This is a genomic window from Tranquillimonas rosea (genome assembly GCF_900111315.1).
Lineage (GTDB): Bacteria > Pseudomonadota > Alphaproteobacteria > Rhodobacterales > Rhodobacteraceae > Tranquillimonas > Tranquillimonas rosea.
The window spans coordinates 330604-336603 of sequence record NZ_FOGU01000006.1; the positions used below are offsets into that span (position 1 = coordinate 330604).

The 6000-nt window shown below is 64.6% G+C and carries 2 protein-coding genes and 1 pseudogene; 2 read left to right on the forward strand and 1 reads right to left on the reverse strand.

The features are described from left to right. The first annotated feature begins 371 nt into the window (after window positions 1–371). A complete protein-coding gene (locus BMZ25_RS12590) occupies window positions 372–4037 on the forward strand; it encodes a vitamin B12-dependent ribonucleotide reductase (protein WP_092694091.1) in 3666 nt (1221 codons plus the stop codon). Between the two features lie 450 nt (window positions 4038–4487). After that, window positions 4488–5656 (forward strand): annotated as a pseudogene (locus tag BMZ25_RS12595) (transposase); the annotation flags it as partial. A 75-nt stretch (window positions 5657–5731) separates the two neighbouring features. Here the strand turns inward: BMZ25_RS12595 and BMZ25_RS12600 are convergent. Beyond that, window positions 5732–6000, reverse strand: a 269-nt coding sequence (locus tag BMZ25_RS12600; RefSeq protein ID WP_177190333.1) for a transposase, incomplete at its 5' end; no start/stop codon positions are given.

A 6000-nucleotide genomic window follows, 5' to 3' on the forward strand; every position in this document is an offset into this window, starting at 1 on the left:
ACCGCGCCTTGTGGCAGCCCCCGGTTTTCCAGCCCCGGCAGTGGATAACTTTCGGCCTTCCCTGTGCAGGAATCGGGACAAGTGTTCCCGGCTGTAAAGGGGGGCGCTGGTCAACGTGGTAAATTGAGTGAACTGCGAGATTTTTGCGTTGACCACTCCCATCGATCTACGCCAGCTTGTGCGGGCCGGCTGATGGCGTACTAGATATGGTGCCAGGCTGCGGCAGACAGGCATAAACGGAACAAGCCGTCGACCACGACGGTGCCCGCGGGCGAGGGTGCGCGGGGCAGGGTCGTTTTCCCGTCATGTCGCGGCGTCGGGCGGCGGAATGCGCAGCGGCGCATGAACCACTGAAGAAACGGGGCAGAGACATGAAGATCGATCGCACCTTCACCAAGGCCGGAGCGGACGCGTACGCGGAGCTGGAGTTCACCCTCACCGCGTCGGAGATCCGCAATCCGGACGGGACCATCGTGTTCCGGAACGACAAGGTGGAGGTGCCCGCGAGCTGGAGCCAGGTCGCCAGCGACGTGATCGCGCAGAAGTACTTCCGCAAGGCCGGCGTGCCCGCCCGCCTCAAGAAGGTGCGCGAAAAGGACGTCCCCGAGTTCCTGTGGCGCTCTGTTCCCGACGAGGCCGCCCTGGCCGAGCTGCCCGAGGACGAGCGCTTCGGCGGCGAGAGCTCGGCCAAGCAGGTGTTCGACCGCCTTGCCGGCGCCTGGGCCTACTGGGGCTGGAAGGGTGGCTACTTCACAACCGAGGCCGACGCGCAGGCGTATTTCGACGAGATGCGCTACATGCTGGCCTCCCAGACCGCCGCGCCGAACAGCCCGCAATGGTTCAACACCGGCCTGCACTGGGCCTACGGCATCGATGGGCCGGGGCAGGGCCACTTCTATGTCGACTACAAGACCGGCAAGCTGACCCGCTCGAAATCCGCATACGAGCATCCGCAGCCGCATGCCTGCTTCATCCAGTCCGTCGGCGACGACCTCGTGAACGAGGGCGGCATCATGGACCTGTGGGTGCGTGAGGCGCGGCTGTTCAAGTACGGGTCCGGCACCGGCACGAACTTCTCGTCGCTGCGCGCCGAGGGCGAAAAGCTGTCGGGCGGCGGCAAGTCGTCGGGGTTGATGGGCTTTCTCAAGATCGGCGACCGGGCGGCCGGCGCGATCAAGTCGGGCGGCACCACGCGCCGCGCGGCGAAGATGGTGATCTGCGACGCCGACCACCCCGACATCGAGGACTTCATCAACTGGAAGGTCATCGAAGAGCAGAAGGTGGCGAGCATCGTCGCCGGCTCGAAGATGCACGAGCAGAAGCTGAACGGCATCTTCGCCGCGATCCGCGCCTTCGACGGAGCGGTCGAGGCGGCGCACGACCCGAAGCGCAACGACGCGCTGAAGGAGGCCGTGAAGGACGCCAAGCGCGTCGCGATCCCCGAGACCTACGTAAAGCGTGTGCTGGACTACGCCAAGCAGGGCTATGCCTCGATCGAGTTCCCGACCTACGACACCGACTGGGACAGCGAGGCCTATGCCAGCGTCTCGGGCCAGAATTCGAACAACTCGATCCGCGTGACGGACGCCTTCCTGAAGGCGGTAAAGGAAGACGCCGACTGGGAACTGATCCGCCGCACCGACGGCAAGGTGGCAAAGACGATCAAGGCCCGCGACCTGTGGGAGCAGATCGGCCACGCCGCCTGGGCCTGTGCCGATCCGGGCATCCAGTACCATGACACGATCAATTCGTGGCACACCTGCCCCGAGGACGGCCCGATCCGCGGCTCGAACCCGTGCTCGGAGTACATGTTCCTCGACGACACGGCGTGCAACCTGGCGTCGATGAACCTGCTGACCTTCTACAGGGACGGCGCGTTCCGGGCCGAGGAGTACATGCACGCCACCCGGCTCTGGACTCTCACGCTCGAGATCAGCGTGACGATGGCGCAGTTCCCCTCGAAGGAGATCGCGCAGCTTTCGTACGACTTCCGGACCCTGGGGCTGGGCTATGCCAATATCGGCGGTCTGCTGATGAACATGGGTCTCGGCTATGACAGCGACGAGGGACGGGCGCTTTGCGGCGCGCTGACCTCGATCCTTACGGGCGTGTCCTATGCCACCTCGGCCGAGATCGCCGGCGAGCTGGGCGCGTTTCCGGGCTATGAGAAGAACGCCGAGCACATGCTGCGCGTGATCCGCAACCACCGCGCCGCCGCCCACCGGCAGGAGGACGCCTACGAGCAGCTGGCGGTCAGGCCCGTCGCGCTCGACCACGACAACTGCCCCGACCCGCGGCTGGTGAACCTGGCCACCGCGGCCTGGGACGAGGCGCTGGAGCTGGGCGAGACCCACGGCTACCGCAACGCGCAGGTGTCGGTCATCGCGCCCACCGGCACGATCGGTCTCGTGATGGACTGCGACACCACGGGCATCGAGCCCGACTTCGCGCTGGTGAAGTTCAAGAAGCTGGCCGGAGGCGGCTATTTCAAGATCATCAACCGCTCGGTTCCGGGCGCGCTTGAGACGCTGGGATACTCGTCGGCCCAGATCGAGGAGATCGTCTCTTACGCTGTGGGCCACGGCACGCTGGGCAACGCGCCGGGGATCACCCACTCGGCGCTGATCGGCCACGGCTTCGGCCAGGCCGAGATCGAGAAGATCGAGGCGGCGCTGCCCTCGGCCTTCGACATCCGCTTCGTGTTCAACCAGTGGACCCTCGGCGCCGAGTTCTGCACCGGTACGCTGGGCATCCCGGCCGAGAAGCTGACCGATCCCACCTTCGATCTGCTGCGCCATCTCGGCTTTACCAAGGCGCAGATCGAGGCGGCCAACGACCATGTCTGCGGCACCATGACCCTGGAAGGAGCGCCGCATCTCGATCCGAAGCACTACCACGTGTTCGACTGCGCCAACCCCTGCGGCAAGAAGGGCACGCGCTTCCTGCACGTGGACAGCCACATCCACATGATGGCGGCGGCGCAGAGCTTCATCTCAGGGGCGATCTCGAAGACGATCAACATGCCCAACGACGCCACGATCGAGGATTGCAAGGCGGCCTACGAGCTGTCCTGGAGCCTCGGCGTCAAGGCCAACGCGCTGTATCGCGACGGCTCCAAGCTGTCGCAGCCGCTGGCCGCCGCGCTGGTCGAGGACGACGAGGAAGCCGAAGAGGTGCTCGCCTCGGGCAGCCAGTCCGAGAAGGCGCAGGTGCTCGCCGAGAAGATCGTCGAGAAGGTCATCGTCAGGGAGGTCGCCAAGGGCCGCGAAAAGATGCCCGAACGGCGTCGCGGCTATACCCAGAAGGCGATCGTCGGCGGGCACAAGGTCTATCTGCGGACCGGCGAGTATGGCGACGGCAAGCTGGGCGAGATCTTCATCGACATGCACAAGGAAGGTGCCGGCTTCCGTGCGATGATGAACAACTTCGCCATCGCCGTGTCGGTTGGCCTGCAATACGGCGTGCCGCTGGAAGAGTTCGTCGACGCCTTCACCTTCACCAAGTTCGAACCCGCCGGCATGGTGCAGGGCAACGAGACGATCAAGAACGCGACCTCGATCCTCGACTACATCTTCCGCGAGCTGGCGGTGTCCTACCTCGACCGGACGGACCTGGCGCATGTCCAGCCCGACGGCACCAGCTTCGACGAGCTCGGCCGAGGCGAGGACGAGGGCAAGCGCAACTTCACCGAGGTGCCCGACAGCTCCGGCTCGTCGCCGCTCGAGGTGCTGCGGCAGGTCGCCTCCACCGGCTACCTCCGCAACCGGGTGCCGCAAGAGCTGGTCGTCCTGCAGGGGGGCAACGGCACGACAGGATATGCCGGCTCCGAGAGTGCGTCCCCGGCGGTGCAGGGCGTGGCCGAAACCGCCACCACGACCGAGACCGTCGCCAAGCCGGGCCCGATGGACGCCCGCGCCAAGGCCCGGATGCAGGGCTACGAGGGCGACCCCTGCGGCGAGTGCGGCAACTACACGCTGGTGCGAAACGGCACCTGCATGAAGTGCAACACCTGCGGCGGCACCTCGGGCTGCAGCTGAGGAAATTGAAGGGCATTGTCGGTCCGGGCATAGAAGTTCCCAAATGGGCGTCATCTGTCCCGGATCGGCAGCAAAGTCTGTCCCAAGCCCGGAAACTAGGATTTTCGCAGGGAGCGAAGATGACGGGTAAACAAATTGGTCCTCGCCCGGCCAAGCTGCAGGCAGAAACGTCGAGCAGTCATAAAGTCTAGCTTGGCTGGAGAGACTGGCGCGTACTTTGGGCGCCCCGATTTTCTGGCGCCCCTACGACAGGAATCACTGCGACCTCGTGATAAGTGTGAATGCCCACGTCTCAGACCGAAGGCATCGGCAAGGCGACAACATGGGTAGAGAAATGCTCGTCTAGCGCCAGACGAAGATCGCTTCGAGCCGATGGTGTTGAAAAACTCCACGCTTGCCGGGGGCCGAAGCTTCTGATTCCCTTTATTTACGGGAGCGGGAGGGCACGGAATGCTGGGAACTCAAAAGGCGCATGCGCGGCTGTTTTACGAGTTCGATCTCGAGACGCATATTCCGGAGAACCACCTCGTGCGCGGGATCGACCGGTTCCTCGATCTCCGCGAGCTGCACGCAGATCTTCGCGGCTTTTACAGTCACACCGGGCGGCCGTCGATCGACCCGGAACTCATCATTCGCATGCTTGTCATCGGCTATGTGATGGGGATCAGGTCGGAACGCCGGCTGTGCCAGGAGGTCCATCTCAACCTGGCGTATCGGTGGTTCTGCCGCCTCGGTCTCGAAGACAAGATCCCCGATCACTCGACCTTTTCGAAGTTGCGTCACGGCAAGTTCCGGGAGAGCGACCTGTTCCGCTGGCTGTTCGAGGACGTCGTCGCGACGTGCATTGCCGAGGCCTCGTTGGCGGAACCGGGTTCGCCGTCGATGCCAGCCTGATCAGCGCGGATGTCCAGAAGCAGAGCTCCAGCAGAGCCGAGTACTGGGACGCGGATGCGATCGATCCTTTGGAGGCTCCGCGCGCCGTTCGCGAGTATCTCGACACGCTCGACGAAGCGGCGTTCGGGGCGGCCACCACGGTGACGCCGAAGTTCACCGCTCATGCTGACCCCGCAAGCCAGTGGACGGCCGCGCGCAAGGGTCCGGCCTTCTTTGCCTATTCCGACAACTACCTGATCGACACCGACCACGGGATCATCATGGACGTCGAGGCGACAAGGTCGGTCCGGCAGGCAGAGGTCGGGTCGGCCCGCACGATGCTGGATCGCACCGAGCGGCGCTTTGGTCTCCGCCCGGACTGGCTGGCTGCCGACACGGCCTACGGTTCGGAAGAGAACCTCGTCTGGCTGACGCTGAAGCGGCAAATCCTTCCCTTCATCCCGGTCTTCGACAAGTCCGAGCGCACGGACGGGACCTGGTCTCGGTCCGACTTCACGTGGGACGAGGAACGCGATCGCTACCTCTGTCCCGAGGGCAAGGAGCTTCGGCATTCCCGGCGCAACTATTCCGATCCGGCCCGGTCGGCGACAGGGATGAAGCCGCGCCGGTATCGAGCTCTGAAGGCGGATTGTCAGGACTGCCCGTCAAAGGCGAAGTGCTGCCCGAAGTCCGACGTGCGCAGCATCAATCGTGAGAAATACGAGATCGTCCGAGACTTCGCCCGAGCCTGCACGGCTTCCGCGGGTAGTGTCCCGTGGGATGGTGTAGGAGCGCCGACCTTCGGAGAGGTCCAAGCTTGATCAGGACGCCACAGCGGGCAGCCTTACGGTGGGAGTGTCGGTGACACGCGCAAGGGTTTCAAGGCTCATGTAGCGTCGCGCGACCGTCCACTCGTCGTTGGTCTCGAGCATCAGCGCGCCGACGAGGCGGACGATGGCCTCGTCGTTGGGGAAGATGCCGATGACGTCGGACCTGCGCTTGATCTCGCGGTTCACCCGTTCGAGTGGGTTCGTCGACGCGATCTGAGCCCAGTGTTCGCGGGGGAAGTCCATGTAGGCGAGGACGTCGT